This window comes from Coprobacter fastidiosus (assembly GCF_030296935.1).
Classification (GTDB): domain Bacteria; phylum Bacteroidota; class Bacteroidia; order Bacteroidales; family Coprobacteraceae; genus Coprobacter; species Coprobacter fastidiosus.
This window is the reverse complement of the sequence record NZ_AP028032.1, coordinates 3,067,630-3,081,405: the sequence shown is the minus strand read 5'-3', so window position 1 is coordinate 3,081,405 and position 13,776 is coordinate 3,067,630. Positions and strand designations below refer to the sequence as shown.

Sequence of the window (13,776 nt, the reverse complement as noted above, 5' to 3'; positions counted from 1 at the left end):
GAAACCGTTTATTCCTACTGAAAACCGAATTTTATAAACCATCGTATATAAAACCACTATGACAGACGTAAAAACATATCTGGATGCCGCTGAAGAAAAAATGGCGATGAGTGTTGAGTTTTTAGATGAAGCTCTGGCTACAATCCGTGCAGGAAAAGCCAGTGCCCGCATTCTTGACCCGGTACGGGTAGAATACTACGGCAGTATGGTACCTATCAGTAATGTAGCCACTATTACCACTCCCGATGCTAAAACCATCGCCATACAACCGTGGGAAAAATCGATGTTCAAAGAGATCGAAAAAGCTATTCAAAATTCCGAAGTGGGCATTACTCCCGAGAACAACGGTGAAATTATCCGTTTAGGATTACCCCCATTGACAGAAGAGAGACGTAAAGCTTTAGTCAAACAAGCAAAGCAAGAAGCTGAAAACGCAAAAGTAAGTGTACGAAATGCACGCCGAGATGCTATCGATGGGTTGAAAAAAGCTATTAAAGCCGGAATGCCCGAAGATGTTGAAAAAGACGGAGAAGCCAGTGTTCAGAAAATTCACGATAAATACATTAAAAAGATAGACGATATTTTCAATGCAAAAGAAAAAGAGATTTTAACCGTATAACTTGAATCTCACATTTATTTTCATTGTAAAAAGAATTTTTTGAACAGCATAAAACATATTGGAAGAACTAAAAGTCAGAACGGTTTGTTTTGCTTTTAGTTTTTCTTTTTTAAAATTACCCGGACAAGGATATAGTTTTATCAAATTAATATGGAACACGGACTCGTAATAAAAAACACCGGTAGTTGGTATATCGTAAAAACGGATGATGGGAAAGAAATCAAATGTAAAATAAAAGGTAATTTCCGTTTAAAAGGAATCCGCAGTACCAATCCCATCGCGGTTGGAGACCGGGTAGAAATAGAAAATAATAAAGAGGGGACGGCCTTTATCTCGAAAATAGAACCGCGAGAAAATTATATTATACGAAAATCGTCAAACCTTTCCAAAGAGTCTCACATTCTGGCGGCCAATATCGATCAAGCCTTGTTAATTATCACAGTCAGCAATCCTACTACCCATACGATTTTTATAGATCGTTTTCTCGCTACTGCCGAAGCATATCGAATCCCGGTAAAAATTGTCATCAATAAAACAGACAGTTACAACGAGGACGATACAGAATACATGAATGCTTTGATCCATCTTTATGACACTATCGGATATGATTGTTTTAAGGTATCGGCATTGACGGGAAAAGGCATCGAGGAGATCAAATCTCTTCTAAAAGGAAAAATCACTTTACTGTCCGGTAACTCAGGTGTTGGAAAATCCACTCTGATCAATACTATCCTTCCGGGATTAAACCTGAAGACGGGAAATGTATCGACATCACACCATAAAGGGATGCACACTACAACATTTTCTGAAATGTTCCCATTGCCCGAAGGAGGATATATTATCGATACTCCGGGAGTAAAAGGTTTCGGTACTATCGATTTCGAACCGGAAGAGGTCGCTCATTTTTTCCCCGAAATATTTAAAATTTCCCATGATTGCCGTTTTAACAACTGCACACATCGCCATGAACCGGGTTGCGCCGTACTTGCGGCAGTAGAACAACATAGGATCAGCGAATCCCGATATGCAAGCTATCTGAGTATCATAGACGACAGCACCGAAGGAAAATACAGAGAAGGTTACTGATTTTCGCCATCATCCTTCATTAACATATACCGTCAAGTCGCCATTGTCTCCGAATGCGCTTGCATACGACATCCGGAAGACAAACAACCGTTAATCAAAAAGCTAAAGGCTTCCCATTATAGAAATCTAAAACTTTTGAACGGAATAAAAAATCATAACGCGCTTGAACTTGTTCGGACAGACTTTTTTCATATTTATTTTTTGCATCGCTATATTCAAAAACCGTTGATTTTCCGGCATCATACTTTTTCTGCTCATACTCGAATGAGATACGGGCCGCATCCACCGACTTTTGAGAAGAAATATACTTTTTATGCGCGGCGACCGCGGCATAATACGCCTGTTCTATTTCTTTATAAAGTTGCTGACGAGCATTATCCAATGCCAATTCTTGCAATCGTATTTGCAATCGGGCTTGCTTTACTTGATTGCGGGTTACCAAACGATTAAAAAGCGGGACAGATAATGTAAAACCGAGCGTTTCACTCCCATTATTACGCATCTGTTCGGCAAAAGTCCAGTTATTTTCATCTCCCCCCTTATAAGCATGATAATAGCTCGTCCCGTAAGACGCTCCGAAAGAAAGTGTAGGATAATATCCCGAACGTGCTTGTTTCAACCCAAAACGACTGCTCTCTAAAGCATACAAAGCAGACTTTATACCGGGACGATTTTCTACAGAAAACTTAAATGCATCCTTCGGGGAAACCAAAGATGCTGTTTGTTGTAAAGTGACCGAGTTCATATCGGGTTCTTCAATATCAAAACCCTCTGCCTTTTCTAAATTCAGTAATTGGGAAAGATCGACTAAAGATAAAAGCAGATTATTTTCCGATTGGGTCACATTCATTTCATCTTCTGCAACTAAAGCCCGGCTTTCATACAAAGATGCCTCGGAACTCCGTCCTTGCTCCACCATTTTTTCGATTTTTTTCAATTGCAAACGACTAATTTCCAGTTGTTTTTGCGCAATACATAATATCTCTTTATTAAAAAGGGCCTGTAAATAATAAGATGTTACATTCAAGGCAACATCTTCTTTCGCCTTATTCAACTCTTCTACGGCAGCTTTCAAGTCGAACCGGGCCGAACCGATCTCACTCTGTATCTTAAATCCTGTAAATACAGGGAGTGACGATGATATGCGAAATGATGTTGAAGATTGAGATTGGTCTTCATAAACTCCTGTACGTGAAGGACTCCGTCCGAAGTAAAAATCTTGTCCGGCACTTCCGGTCAAATCAGGTAAACGACTCATTCGAGTTGTATTCAACCGTATTTCACTATTTTCTTTTTCCAGTTGTTTTTGCTTTACCTGAATATTATTTTGTACGGCATAATCGATACATTGCGACAGCGACCATTTTTCTTGTGCTACAAGCGAAAAACAGCATGATGTTATGCCCAAACTTATTACGACTATTTTACGAATATCCATCATTTCATTTCTTTATAATTCTATTTCCCCGAATAAAATCTCCCGCTTTCACTCCCGAAATTACCTCTATCGATATTCCATCCGACAATCCGGTTTTTATCGGTTTTTGCACAAATACCTGAGGACGGCTTATACTATCCTGCACCAGTTGCACAAAAGTAGAATCCCCATGAAACTCCACCGTACTTTCCGGTATCGTGAGCACGTTTTCTCTCCTATCCAGAATAATTTCAGCATTCGCACTATATCCGGCACGAACAAATACGGTATCAGGAATCGAAGCCGCTGCTTTAATTTCGAACAAGACTGTCCCGTTCTCCTCTGTACTTTTCGGTGATATGTACTCCAGAACCGCATCAAAACAAGCATCTCTGAGTGCACCGACAGTAAGCTTGATCGGCATGCCCTCATGAAGTTGACCGACTTCTGTTTCGTCTATTTTACCTTTGAAAATCATATCATTCATATTTGCAATAGAAGCTATCGTAGTACCGTCATTAAAATTGTTTGATTGTATCACAGAGTTACCTACTTTTACCGGAACATCGAGAATCATCCCATCGATGGTGGAACGAATCTGAGTATTGCTATACTGTGCCGAACGCCTGGAAATCCCATCTCTTACAATTTCCAGATTATCCTGAGCATTCTGTAACTCTTCTTTCGCCCGGTTATTTTCCAACTGGCTTTTTTCAAACTCCTCTTTTGAGATCACACCGGAACGAAATAAATTTTGAGCCCGGTCGAAGTCCCGTTGAGTCTGACCGAAATTGATCTGAGCGACATTAACCCGAGACTCTGCAGCATTCAATGTTCCCATTTCCGGAATCACCTTCACCAAAGCAATTACATCACCGGCTTTCACCATCTGACCAGCTTCTTTATAAACCGCAGACACAATACCCGAAATCTGAGGCTTAATCAAGACTTCATCACGCGGCTCTACTTTTCCGGTAGCTATTGTTTTTTTCTCTATCGTCCTTTTCTGAGGAGCAACTACTTCATATACAGTTATCTCAGGACGGGACTTTTTCCATAAAAATACAAACGTTCCCACAAGCATTACTGCAAATACCAACAGTAAAAAAAACCTTACATATCTTTTCATAATCTATATTATTATTTTTCTTATTTATTCTTCCCGTATCGCATCTATTGCTTTTATCTGTAAAGCTCTCCATGCAGGCAGGCATCCCGCCAACAAACCGGTAACGATCAAGACTATCGATGCCGAAACCGCTGTTGCAAAAGAAATTTGAGGTGGAGCAAAAAATATCTGTTCTCCGGATTGCAACATGTTTTGCATAAATATATCCACCACATATAGAAGAGCTACCCCCATAAACAAACCGAAAAAACCGGCCAGCAATGTCAAGATGAGACTTTCGGACATAATTTGCATCAATATAGAACGAGGACAAGCTCCCAATGCCCGACGGATACCGATCTCTTTAGTCCGTTCCCGTACGGTCACCAACATAATATTACTCACACCTACCGCCCCAGCCAACAATGTCCCTATTCCTACAATCCAAATCAGAATATTTATCCCACCGAATAAAGAGTAAAACATTTTAAATTCTTTCTCAACATTTATACTGCCGACGGCTTGCAAATCGTCAGGAGAGATTCGATTATGCTTCTTAACGACATTTTTCATTTCCTCCTCCAAAGCAGAAACCGAAAACTTTTCATTTACAGACAATGCTACACAGTCTATCTTGTCCCCTCTATTATAACTCTGCTGCATAGTACTAAACGGTAAAATAATAGATGCTTCGGAACGGCCTCCGATCTGTATTTTCGTTACCGGAATATTCACACCTACTACCCGATAAGCCACTCCATTTATCTGTAACAACTTTCCTAACGGATTCTCTCCCGGCATAAACATCTCTTGATACACCTGTTCCCCTATTACGCAGACTTTTCGCCTCTCCCTAATATCCACTTCATTTATATAGCGCCCATAAAGCATACGTTGGGGTTCTATAAAAAGGTAATCAGGAGAAAGCCCTTTTACCATATAAGCCCCATATTTATTATTTCGCAACGTATTTTTCTCATTCCACTCAAACATAATAGCAGATATTCGCTCTATTTCGGGAAAACGCCCCCTCAGCACCTCCACATCCGACGTATGTATAGACCAATTACGCCCTTTTGCAAAACCGGCATAAGCTTTAGAGGTCCTCTCAGAGAAGAAATAACAAGAATTTTTCGGAAAATTTTTCACCCCGGAAATTATCCCTTCTTCAAGCCCGTTTCCCGATCCTGACATGAGAACTAACATAAATATCCCCCAAAACACCCCAAATGCAGTCAAAAGACTACGGATTTTATTCCGCGTGATCGTAAGCCATATTTCCTGCCATCTATCTTTATCAAACATAACTTCAAAACTTAATCATTCACTCCGCAATGCTTCTATCGGTTTTACCCGTACGGCTTTCCGAGCCGGAAAATATCCGGCAAGAACTCCGGACACAACAAGAACCAACGTAGCAGAAACAGCTATCGAAAGATCTACCGTAGGGTTCTGAAATATCATATCCTTATTCATTCCTCCTCCAACCAACAAAGCATTCACACCTTCCGTCAAACCGATTCCTGCAATCATTCCCAAATAGCCGAAAAAAAGTGTTACAAACACCGATTCAATCACGACTAGTCTCAAAATCGAAGCTGGAGTAGCACCTAATGCTTTTCGGATTCCTAATTCCCGAGTCCGCTCTTTTACCGAGATTAACATAATATTACTAACCCCTACAATCCCGGCGATAAGAGTTCCGATGCCGATAATCCAAACAAAAATCTGGATTCCGTTAAATATTCCCTGTGTCTGCAAATAATTCGATATCGTATTACTGACATACAAAGCATTCCTATCGTCCGGAGAAAAATCTCCGAGCTGGCCCAACGTTTCCCGCATTCCTCGTTCAAAAGCAGCATTTTCCTCTAACGAGTTTACACCCTCGACCAACATCTCCAAGCTCTTATATTTTTCGTCAGGAAAATAAATTTTCCCGGCAGTCGATAACGGAATAAATACATCTGGCGAACTCTGCATAAGTTCTTCCATATAAATGCCGACAACTTTATAGACGATATTTCCGGCTTTGATCTGCTGTCCTATAGCTGGTTTGGATTTAAATAACGTCTCGGCCGTACGCTCGTGAATTACAGCTACTTTACGAGCCATTTTCATATCAGCTTCATTAATAAAACGCCCTCCTCCCGCTACAATCTCTACATTACGAATAGATGGATATTCGGGAGAAACAGCCTTTATCAAATTAAACATAGATTCTTTTCCTACCGACAAAGTATCTCCCCAACGATCAAGAACGGCTGTAAAACGGGTAACCTCCGGGTGAAGTTTACGAAACTCGGAAACATCTTCAGGACGGAAACTTACTTGTCTGTTTTTAGGCATACCTTTATACGGAAGATAAGTCTTTCCCGTCCATAATGCTACGGCATTCTTTGCACGCCATGAAAATTTACTCCGCACCCCGTTCTTCAGCCCGTTACCTGCCCCCAATAACAGAATAAGCATAAAAATGCCCCAAGCAACAGAAAATCCGGTCAAGAATGTTCGTAATTTATTATTACGTAAAGCTCCCCATATTTCTTGAACAATGTTCCACATACTCGTTTTATCTTAAAATTTCTACCGAACCGATAATCCCATCTTTGATATGAACGATCTTATTCGTCTGAGTGGCAATATCTCTCTCATGAGTTACGACAACCAAAGTCATCCCTTCTCTATTCACTTCTTTCAACAGATCCATAACCTCCTGGCTCGTCTTACTGTCCAACGCTCCGGTCGGCTCATCAGCCAATATAATCTGCGGACGGGCAATCAGTGCCCTTGCTATGGCAATCCGCTGTTTCTGACCTCCGGATAATTCCGAAGGCAGATGCAAAGCATGTTCTTTAAGTCCCATTTTTTCGAGATATTCCATTGCCTGCATATTTCTTTTTTTACGTGATACATTTTGATAATATAGAGGAAGAGCAACATTCTCCATTGCATTTTTAAAAGATATCAAATTGAATGATTGAAAAACAAATCCGATCATTCGATTGCGATATTCAGCAGCTTTAGTCTCCGATAAATTCTTAATAAGCACATCATTCAAATAATAATTACCCGAGTCATAATCATCCAAGATACCCAATATATTCAACAGAGTGGACTTTCCAGATCCGGATGCCCCCATTATCGAAACTAACTCCCCCTTGCCGATCTCCAAATCGACACCTTTCAGTACATGTAATGGAGAACCATTATGGTAAGTTTTGTGAATTTGCTCAAGGCGTATCATAGTCAAATATTCTATATAATTTTAATCTTAGACGTATATTACAGATCTAAAGGTTGCAAATAATAATTTTTAGTCAAAAAAATATCTGTACAAAATTTTAACAGACTCAAATCTACCTCTTATTCTACTCCACAAATATATAAAATATAAAGTACCATGTAATACATAGTACCATTAAACACAAATAAAACAGCATAATTTAACATTTATGATTAAAAACTATAAAAAAGCCTATAGAAATCGGATCGATGAAAATTCGATAACACCCCAACAGGAAGATAGTCATGTCGATAAAAGCCGTATAAAGCGACTCATAAAAATAAACCGGTACTACAAATTAAATGTTAACCCTCCCAAATATATTTCTTTTCTATATAATAATTGACATAGAATTACTATTTTTGTACTCCTATTAACTACCGAACATGAAGCAATATTTAGATCTTTTACAACGTGTATTGCAGGAAGGAACTCATAAGGAAGACCGTACCGGGACAGGTACGATTAGTGTATTCGGACACCAAATGCGATTCAATATGGAAGATGGTTTTCCGCTATTGACAACAAAAAAACTGCATTTGAAATCGATTATATACGAACTTCTATGGTTTCTTAAAGGTGATACAAATGTCAAATATCTTCAAGATAATGGAGTAAGGATATGGAATGAATGGGCCGATGAAAACGGTGATTTGGGACATATATACGGTTATCAATGGCGGTCATGGCCTGATTATAACGGTGGCCATATAGATCAGATAACCGAAGCTGTGGAAACAATCAAACACAATCCCGATTCTCGCAGGATAATCGTAAGTGCATGGAATGTCGCAGATCTTCCTCAGATGAATTTACCTCCATGTCATGCGTTTTTCCAATTTTATGTAGCAAACGGACGCTTAAGTCTGCAACTCTACCAACGTAGTGCCGACATATTTTTAGGTGTTCCGTTCAACATTGCATCATACGCTTTGTTATTAAAAATGATGGCACAAGTTACCGGATTAAAAGCCGGAGATTTTGTTCATACATTGGGAGATGCCCATATCTATAGTAATCATATCGAACAGGTAAAATTACAATTGACCCGGGTACCTCGTCCATTACCTCAAATAGAAATAAATTCGAATGTAAAGGATATATTCGGATTCAAATATGAAGATTTTACACTTACCGGATACGATCCGCATCCTCATATAAAAGGAGAGGTTGCGGTATAAGTTTCGGCAAAACTATTTAATAATAACCTAATACAGATAATATTATGCCAACAATTTCTTTAATCGCCGCAGTAGCTGAAGATATGGCTATCGGCAAAAATAAAGAGCTTTTGTGTCATATGCCCAACGATCTGAAACGGTTTAAGGACTTGACCGTAAATCATGCCGTTATCATGGGACGCCGTACATTCGAATCCCTTCCTGACGGGGCATTACCTAATCGTAAAAATTTGGTTCTTACTTCTATTCCCGAATCATTTTATGATAATGCCTTTGCTTGTTCTTCTATAGAAGATGCACTGAATCTATGCGAATCGCAAGATGAAGTTTTTATCATCGGAGGAGCCATGATATACAAACAAACTATCGAAATGGCCGACAAATTGTATATTACGGAGATTCATCATAAGTTTGAAAATGCCGATACATTTTTCCCGGTCATAGATCCTAATAAATGGAAAGAGGTTTTTCGGGAAGATCATCCGGCAGACGAAAAACATTCTTATCCTTATTCCTTTGTTATTTACGAAAAGAAATAATACAAAAACAACCCGGAAACATCTCTCTATATTTTAAGTGATGTTTCCGAGTTTAATCATCTATTTATCAATCAGTCTACAATTTCTGTGATAATTCCTCCATCACGATTAAATTTCAATTTCACCTCCGGTTGGGTTTCAAGATTTACCTCATAGCCATAACTATGCTGGCTGATCTCAACAATAGAAGCATCCGGATATTCTTGGGCGACATACGTCAAAATAGCTCCCGGTAACAGATCATACAAGACAGGTCCTGGAATTTCAACGCCATTTCCATCTACTTCTTGCCATCCGCCATTCCTGTAAAATCGCAATACAAAACCGTTTGCAAGCTCCACTTTATAATGAGGCTCTCCGTCCTCTTTCTCAACAGAAGCCACATCTACCCCGGAGAAATAATTCTCTATAAAATGTCGGCTCTCGACTGGCAAATTATTATAAACGATTTTTTTATCGTCATCATCACACGAGAAAAATATTCCCATGACCGAAAATAATAATATTGTAACTATCCCAATAGATTTCAATTTCATCGTCTTTTCGATTTAGCATTTGTAATACATTGGGATAACAAGGCGTCATGCAAAAGTTTCACAGGATTAAGATTATTTGACTACATTTAAGAGGTTGTCTGAATTTTCCGATAAATAAATATTACCAGGCCATTTTTACGTTTTCACTTGTCAGATAGCCTGCTCTCTCTCGTAAAGACAAAAAAAACGTTTCCTCAAAAACTATCAGACCTGACCCGAATAAAATTTAGACGACAGGTTCTAATCTATAATGAAAAATCCGCATCTTATAAAAAATGCGGATTTCAGACCAATAAAGATCAAGTATCATTACTTGATTCTATTCTCGAAAGTTTCGATTCCTCCTTTTAAGAAATTCAAATAAGCGGAAATATCCTCATTATAAGAATACGGAGGAGCTATAGGATAACCATCGGTATCCAATAAAACATAAAACGGTTGTGCATTAGCACCGAATTTCGACCGTTGCAAATAACTCCAACGATCCCCTACCGTACGAAGCGTACGCATCTTTCCATACTCTTCTATTTTTACCGGTTCAGATAACGGAGTCTTGTCATCTACCATTAAAGTAATCAACACATAATCATTATCGATCATCGCTTTTACGGCCGGATCAGTCCATACAGCAGCCTCCATTTTCCGGCAATTCACACAACCGAATCCGGAAAAATCGATCATAACCGGTTTATTAACTTTCTTGGCATACGCCATACCCTCATCATAATCCGTAAATTTGGCATGTACTTCTTCCTTATAAAGATTAAAGTCTTGTGTATTCAACGGAGGAGTAAATGCGCTGATCGCTTTCAAAGGCGCTCCCCATAAGCCGGGAATCATATAAATAGCAAATGCGAAAGAAATAATTGCCATAAAAAGGCGTGGTACAGAGACATATTTTATATCACTGTCATGAGAAAATTTAATTTTACCGAGTAAATAAAATCCCAATAAAGTAAAAATAATAATCCATAAAGTCACGAATACCTCTCTGTCAAGGATATGCCAGCCATAAGCCAAATCGGCAACAGACAAGAATTTTAAAGCCAAAGCCAGTTCTAAGAAGCCTAATACCACTTTTACAGAATTCAACCACCCCCCCGATTTAGGCATCGACTTGAGCATAGAAGGGAATATGGCAAACAAAGAGAAGGGAATAGATAATGCTACTGCAAATCCCAACATTCCGATCGCAGGTCCGGCAATTTCACCCATCGATGCCGCCTGAACCAAAAGCGTACCGATAATAGGACCGGTACAAGAGAAAGATACCAAAACCAAAGTAAATGCCATAAAAGAGATACTCAAAATACCGGTAGTTGCATCGGCTTTACTATCCAGCTTTGTAGTCCATGAAGCCGGCAATGTTAATTCGAACGCTCCGAAAAATGATATGGCAAACAGTACCAACAATGCAAAGAATATAATATTGAATATTGCATTCGTCGCTAAATTATTCAAAGCACTCGCCCCGAAAATAGCCGTAATAATCAAACCTAACACTACATAAATAACGATAATGGCAATACCGTACATAACAGCATCCCTTATCGATTTTTTACGATCTTTCGTACGTTTCAAGAAAAAACTTACAGTCATCGGGATCATAGGCCACACGCAGGGAGTAAGCAAGGCAAGCAAACCTCCGCCGAATCCCAAAAAGAAAATAATCAGAAGCGATCTTTCGGTAGTTCCGCCATTCTCGCCAAAAGCATTGAGCTCATCTATTACCGGAGTCCACAAATCGTTTTCCGAATTCTTTGTGTGAACAGTAGCAGAATCGACAGCAACAACCCGGGCAGCCATAAGTGTATCGGCTTTCAAAATTCCGCTCTTTTGTTCCGGTTCAAATGTTGATTTTATATTTTCTTTTTGTAAAGACTCCGGCTTCGTTGCTTCTGCAGGAGTACCTTTTCCCGTAAAAGTAAACTCCTCAGTCGTCGGAGGAAGACAACTCTGGTCATTACAAGCCATTGCCCTCACATTACCCGTTATAGAAAATGTCGGTGCTGTCAATTTTATTTTCTGAATAAATACGGCCTGCTTTTCATACCAACTGAGTTCCATTTCGAACTGTTTATCATATTTTTTTATCAGACGAGACGACGAGGTTACCCCGCCATCTAAGACCGCACCATGTATCTCATCGAATGAAAATGTTGTTGCCGCAGGTCCTCCATCCGGAATATTCATTCCGTAAAGATGCCATCCGTCATCCATATTGGCAGTAAATACAAGTTCTTTTTCAGAACCGGAAATATCCTTTACAGAAAAACGCCAATGTACCGCCTCGATAATTTGGGCATAACTTATAACACTCACACACAAAAGAAACAACAGCGAAAATAATTTCTTCATTATCATTTAGTTTTTTAACTTACATCTCACACTACCGGAATTTTCTGATCCATAGAAAATAACTCTATATAATTAACAGAAAAGCCGAAAAAAAGATTGTTTCAAAACATCTGTAAAACTTATTTTGAAACAATCCAGTCCTACTTTCTACAAAGTTATCTAATGACTGCGGTATTTGATATAATTTCACCTGCTTTATTAACAGTTTTTACAAAATAAATCCGATAACGAGATTTGAAATTTCCTCTTTCAAAATTCCTTTCATCTATTCTACCAATGTATCACAAATATAGAACTTTAAAGATATTTCTATATCTATTAAACTCCTGACAAATAAATCCCGTTTAAATTTTCCGATAAAGTAATTCAGTCAGGCTATAAAAACACGGATAAATCAAATTTGTTTTGTACATTTGTTCTATCAAGATCATAATCGATATATGAAACTTATTCATACGGCAGACTGGCATATCGGACAATCATTTTACGGGTATAACCGAGACAACGAACATCAAATGTTTTTTGAATGGCTGTGTGCTGTAATAAAAAGGGAAAAAGCCGATGCCCTGCTCATTGCCGGAGATGTTTTCGATTCTCCTAATCCTCCGGCCTCGGCACAACGTTTATTTTACCATTTTCTGAGAAAGGCCACTGAAGAAAATCCGCAACTGCAAATCATAATCATATCGGGAAACCACGACTCGGCTGCCCGCTTGGAAGCTCCCATGCCTTTGTTGGAATCGATGAACATCACGATCAAAGGTGTTATAAAAAGAAATGAAGACGGAATCGACTACTCAGATTTGTTAGTTCCCATTTATGATAAAGAGGGAAATATCCTCATTTGGTGTATGGCTGTCCCCTACATAAGACAAGGAGATTATCCTCCTTCAGACAGTTACGCAGAAGGTATAAAAAATCTGTATAACGCCATATATAACGAGGCTTTGAAGCATGCAGAACACGACCAAATGATTATCGCTATGGGACATTTGCAGGCCACAGGATCTGAGATTTCAGAAGACGACCAGAGCGAACGTACCGTAATCGGCGGTTTGGAGTGCATTTCTCCCGAAGCCTTTGCTCCCGACATTTCTTACACGGCTCTCGGCCATTTGCACAAAGGACAGCGTGTCTCGAAACGAGAAAATGTCCGTTATGCCGGAAGTCCTTTGCCGATGTCTTTCGCTGAAAAAAATTATAAGCACGGTATCGAAGTCATCGAATTAGAGAAAAACAAAGTTATAAATATACACCGAGAAATCTTCGATGCACCGATTCCTCTGCAATCAATACCCGAAACAGCCGAACCGATAGATAAAGTTTTACAGGCAATAGATAGTATAGACCCGTCTTCAAAAAATTATATAGAGGTGCTTGTATCGGTCGATGGTCCTGAACCGTCTCTTAATTATAAAATAGAACAAGCACTGGAGAATAAACAAGTACGTCTTACTCGTATTTTGCGAAAATCGGCGGTTGTTTCCGGATCAAGCGAGCAACGGATAATAAATTATGACGAGTTTAAGAAAATCAGTCCTATAGAGATGGCAAAGGAGGCTTTTTTGAAGAAATACGGATCAGAAATGCCCACAGATATAGAAAGCTTGTTAAAAGAAGCAATCGAACAAACGGAGATTTGAGAA

12 protein-coding genes are annotated in these 13,776 nt (G+C 39.1%); 5 read left to right on the top strand and 7 right to left on the bottom strand.

Features of this window, described 5'->3' with window-relative positions:
• Window positions 1–58 precede the first annotated feature (58 nt).
• Window positions 59–619 carry a ribosome recycling factor gene (gene frr, locus QUE35_RS12145; RefSeq protein ID WP_009317794.1) on the top strand — a complete coding sequence of 187 codons (561 nt, stop codon included), beginning with the start codon at window positions 59–61 and terminating at the stop codon, window positions 617–619.
• Between the two features lie 150 nt (window positions 620–769).
• Window positions 770–1,705 carry a ribosome small subunit-dependent GTPase A gene (gene rsgA, locus QUE35_RS12140; protein ID WP_022391291.1) on the top strand — a complete coding sequence of 312 codons (936 nt, stop codon included), beginning with the start codon at window positions 770–772 and terminating at the stop codon, window positions 1,703–1,705.
• A gap of 94 nt (window positions 1,706–1,799) precedes the next feature.
• Here rsgA and QUE35_RS12135 read toward each other — a convergent pair whose 3' ends face one another.
• From QUE35_RS12135 to QUE35_RS12115, 5 genes are read right to left on the bottom strand one after another with little or no spacing between them, the layout of a single operon-like run.
• Window positions 1,800–3,146 (bottom strand): TolC family protein, encoded by a 1,347-nt coding sequence (locus tag QUE35_RS12135; RefSeq protein ID WP_022600326.1) that lies wholly within the window; start codon window positions 3,144–3,146, stop codon window positions 1,800–1,802.
• 1 nt (window position 3,147) lies between these two features.
• Entirely contained in the window at window positions 3,148–4,251 is a 1,104-nt protein-coding gene (locus tag QUE35_RS12130) for an efflux RND transporter periplasmic adaptor subunit (RefSeq protein ID WP_031258244.1), read from the bottom strand.
• A gap of 24 nt (window positions 4,252–4,275) precedes the next feature.
• Window positions 4,276–5,535: an ABC transporter permease gene (locus QUE35_RS12125; protein ID WP_022600322.1), complete on the bottom strand. Its 1,260-nt coding sequence runs from the start codon at window positions 5,533–5,535 to the stop codon at window positions 4,276–4,278.
• Window positions 5,536–5,550: 15 nt separating this feature from the next.
• Complete coding sequence (locus QUE35_RS12120; protein ID WP_022600320.1) at window positions 5,551–6,795, bottom strand: ABC transporter permease; 1,245 nt, start codon at window positions 6,793–6,795, stop codon at window positions 5,551–5,553.
• A 7-nt stretch (window positions 6,796–6,802) separates the two neighbouring features.
• A complete protein-coding gene (locus QUE35_RS12115; protein ID WP_009317800.1) occupies window positions 6,803–7,477 on the bottom strand; it encodes an ABC transporter ATP-binding protein in 675 nt (224 codons plus the stop codon).
• Window positions 7,478–7,902: 425 nt separating this feature from the next.
• On the opposite strand from QUE35_RS12115, the gene QUE35_RS12110 reads away from it, so the two are divergent.
• Both QUE35_RS12110 and QUE35_RS12105 read left to right on the top strand, forming a co-directional pair.
• A complete protein-coding gene (locus tag QUE35_RS12110; RefSeq protein WP_022600319.1) occupies window positions 7,903–8,697 on the top strand; it encodes a thymidylate synthase in 795 nt (264 codons plus the stop codon).
• 44 nt (window positions 8,698–8,741) lie between these two features.
• Window positions 8,742–9,236: a dihydrofolate reductase gene (locus tag QUE35_RS12105; protein ID WP_009317804.1), complete on the top strand. Its 495-nt coding sequence runs from the start codon at window positions 8,742–8,744 to the stop codon at window positions 9,234–9,236.
• 71 nt (window positions 9,237–9,307) lie between these two features.
• On the opposite strand, the gene QUE35_RS12100 is transcribed toward QUE35_RS12105, so the two are convergent.
• On the bottom strand, window positions 9,308–9,772 hold the full coding sequence (locus tag QUE35_RS12100) for a PepSY-like domain-containing protein (RefSeq protein WP_022600318.1): 465 nt from the start codon (window positions 9,770–9,772) through the stop codon (window positions 9,308–9,310).
• 309 nt (window positions 9,773–10,081) lie between these two features.
• Entirely contained in the window at window positions 10,082–12,130 is a 2,049-nt protein-coding gene (locus QUE35_RS12095) for a protein-disulfide reductase DsbD family protein (protein WP_031258241.1), read from the bottom strand.
• 440 nt (window positions 12,131–12,570) lie between these two features.
• Here QUE35_RS12095 and QUE35_RS12090 point away from each other — a divergent pair, with 440 nt between their 5' ends.
• Entirely contained in the window at window positions 12,571–13,773 is a 1,203-nt protein-coding gene (locus tag QUE35_RS12090) for an exonuclease SbcCD subunit D (protein WP_022600316.1), read from the top strand.
• Window positions 13,774–13,776 lie beyond the last annotated feature (3 nt).

Coding starts and splice junctions, on each gene's coding strand:
- frr (WP_009317794.1), top strand. CDS start 59: ATGACAGACGTAAAAACATATCTGGATGCCGCTGAAGAAAAAATGGCG.
- rsgA (WP_022391291.1), top strand. CDS start 770: ATGGAACACGGACTCGTAATAAAAAACACCGGTAGTTGGTATATCGTA.
- QUE35_RS12135 (WP_022600326.1), bottom strand. CDS start 3,146: ATGATGGATATTCGTAAAATAGTCGTAATAAGTTTGGGCATAACATCA.
- QUE35_RS12130 (WP_031258244.1), bottom strand. CDS start 4,251: ATGAAAAGATATGTAAGGTTTTTTTTACTGTTGGTATTTGCAGTAATG.
- QUE35_RS12125 (WP_022600322.1), bottom strand. CDS start 5,535: ATGTTTGATAAAGATAGATGGCAGGAAATATGGCTTACGATCACGCGG.
- QUE35_RS12120 (WP_022600320.1), bottom strand. CDS start 6,795: ATGTGGAACATTGTTCAAGAAATATGGGGAGCTTTACGTAATAATAAA.
- QUE35_RS12115 (WP_009317800.1), bottom strand. CDS start 7,477: ATGATACGCCTTGAGCAAATTCACAAAACTTACCATAATGGTTCTCCA.
- QUE35_RS12110 (WP_022600319.1), top strand. CDS start 7,903: ATGAAGCAATATTTAGATCTTTTACAACGTGTATTGCAGGAAGGAACT.
- QUE35_RS12105 (WP_009317804.1), top strand. CDS start 8,742: ATGCCAACAATTTCTTTAATCGCCGCAGTAGCTGAAGATATGGCTATC.
- QUE35_RS12100 (WP_022600318.1), bottom strand. CDS start 9,772: ATGAAATTGAAATCTATTGGGATAGTTACAATATTATTATTTTCGGTC.
- QUE35_RS12095 (WP_031258241.1), bottom strand. CDS start 12,130: ATGAAGAAATTATTTTCGCTGTTGTTTCTTTTGTGTGTGAGTGTTATA.
- QUE35_RS12090 (WP_022600316.1), top strand. CDS start 12,571: ATGAAACTTATTCATACGGCAGACTGGCATATCGGACAATCATTTTAC.